The sequence below is a fragment of the uncultured Enorma sp. genome (genome assembly GCA_905210055.1).
Classification (GTDB): Bacteria; Actinomycetota; Coriobacteriia; order Coriobacteriales; family Coriobacteriaceae; genus Enorma.
The window spans coordinates 1-2,340 of the sequence record CAJLVH010000200.1; the positions used below are offsets into that span (position 1 = coordinate 1).

Below are 2,340 nucleotides of genomic sequence, written 5' to 3' on the forward strand. Positions count from 1 at the left end.
GCCTCGCTCGCCGCGCTCCTCGCAGGCAGCGGTACCATCGCCGCAGGCATCTGGGCGCGCATGAAGGGTCGCGGCGACCAAGAGTAGCAACCCGCCGCACACAAAGTCAACGACCCCGACCGTAATGCAACGAGGGCGCCTTGGAGGTATCTCCTCCAAGGCGCCCTCTCAGCGTGTGCCAGGATATTTCGGCGACCTTAGCAGATCTTGACGACCCAGCCCTCGGGACCTTCAATCTCGCCGGCCTGGATGCCGGTCAGGGTCTCGCGGAGCTTCTGCATGACGGGGCCCACGTGCTCCATGCCACCCTCGCCGAAGACGACCTCGGTGTCGCCGTTCACGACCTTGCCCACAGGCGAGATCACGGCCGCGGTGCCGCACATGCCGCACTCGACGAAGGCGCCGCTCGCAACCTCCTCGAACTTCACCGGGCGCTCGACCACGGTCATGCCGAGCATGTCCTGCGCCACCGTGACGAGGCTGCGGCGCGTGATCGACGGCAGGATCGAGTCTGTCGCGGACTGCGGCACTACAAGCGCGCCCTCCTTGTCCACGAACAGGAAGTTCGCACCACCGGACTCCTCCACAAAGGTGTGGGTCTGCGGGTCGAGATACATGTTGTCGGCAAAGCCCTCGGCGTGTGCCTGGACGCTCGGATAGAGCGACATCGCGTAGTTAAGGCCGGCCTTGATGGCGCCCGTGCCGTGGGGCGCGGCGCGGTCGTACTCGGGAACCTTCACGGCCACGGGCTTGACGCCGCCCGAGTAGTACGGACCCACGGGCGTCACGAGGATGCGGAACTGGTACTCCGTGGCCGGCGCGACGCCGATGACCTCGCCGGTCGCCACCATGAACGGACGCACGTAGAGCGTGGCGCCGGAGCCAAAGGGCGGCACCCAGGCCTCGTTGGCCTTGACAACCATCTTGACGGCCTCGATGAACTTGTCCTCCGGGAAGGGCGGCATCACGATGCGGCGCGCGGAGTCGGCCATGCGAGCGGCGTTGAGGTCCGGGCGGAAGCAGACGATGTCGCCGTCCTTGGTGGTGTAGGCCTTGAGGCCCTCGAAGACCTCCTGGCAGTAGTGGAAGATGCCCGCGCACTCGGAAAGCGTGAGGGTGTGATCGGTCGTGAGACCGCCCTCCTCCCAGGCGCCGTCCTTGTAGTTGCAGACGTAGCTGTAGTCCGTGGGCCTGTAGGCGAAGCCGAGGCCGCCCCAGTCGATATCCTTCTTCTCAACTGCCATAACGTGCTCCTTTACCAGGTCGAATCTTTCGGCACACAAAAGCGTCCAGGCTAGCTGGGCGCTCTTGGCTCGTTCGCTTGTAATACCGACCATTGTACTCCGCCGCGCTAAAGCACCCGGTTAATTCTTTGTTGCAAGCGAAACGATCCGCCGTGGAAATCAGCCTGCCAGCGGCATTCCCATATCGTTAATCCTACCAATTCGCTATACTTATCCGCATCGAATCGGTGCCATGCGCCGACCATCGCCATCCTAGGAGCACCCCATGAGCTTCATCGAAACCCTCCGCGAAGACATCGCGACCGTAAAAGTGCACGACCCCGCTGCCCAAAGCGGCCTCGTCATCGCGCTCTCATACCCCGGCCTCCATGCGAAGTGGATGCACACGCCGGAGCACTGGTTGTGGAGTCATGGTGCGCGTGGCCCCGCGCGCGTGCTCAGCCAAGTCACGCGCTTCTTCACCGGTGTGGAGATCCATCCCGCAGCGCAGTTGGGCAGGCGCTTCTTCATCGATCACGCCATGGGCGTCGTCATCGGCGAGACCACCGTCGTGGGCGACGATTGCGTGCTCTACCAGGGCGTCACACTCGGCGGCACGGGCAAGGAGTGCGGCAAGCGCCATCCCACGCTGGGCAACAACGTCACCGTGGGCGCGGGTGCCAAGGTGCTCGGCAACATCCACCTCGGCGACAACGTCAAGGTGGGAGGAAACTCCGTCGTGGTGAAGGACGTGCCCGAGAACTGCACCGTCGTGGGCGTGCCGGGACGCGTCGTGCGCCGCAACGGCTGCCGCATCGTGGAAGAGACCTACGAGGCGAGCAAGCACCGCGAGAACCTGCCCGACCCCGTGGAAGAGCAGTCGCGCATGAACCGCGAGGGTATCAAGAGCAACCGCCGGCGCATTAAAGAACTCGAGCAGCAGATTACCGACATGGAACAGCAGCTCGCCGAGATCACGAAGCTGGTCGAACAGCTCGTGGAGCAGCGTAGCGCGTAGATGATACGCCTCCGCCGGCGCTCACGCGGGGCGGGGTGTGACCCAATTGGGGACAGGTGCATTTTGGGGCATCAGGCACGAGTGCCTGATGCCCCAAAA

2 protein-coding genes are annotated in these 2,340 nt (G+C 64.1%); one reads left to right on the plus strand and one right to left on the minus strand.

The annotated features are described in order from the left end of the window. Window positions 1-197 precede the first annotated feature (197 nt). Window positions 198-1,244 (minus strand): branched-chain amino acid aminotransferase, encoded by a 1,047-nt coding sequence (locus QZ079_RS09125; RefSeq protein ID WP_297037534.1) that lies wholly within the window; start codon window positions 1,242-1,244, stop codon window positions 198-200. Between the two features lie 265 nt (window positions 1,245-1,509). On the opposite strand from QZ079_RS09125, the gene cysE reads away from it, so the two are divergent. Next, window positions 1,510-2,241, plus strand: a complete 732-nt coding sequence (cysE, locus tag QZ079_RS09130) for a serine O-acetyltransferase (RefSeq protein ID WP_297037535.1) — start codon at window positions 1,510-1,512, stop codon at window positions 2,239-2,241. Window positions 2,242-2,340: the final 99 nt, after the last annotated feature.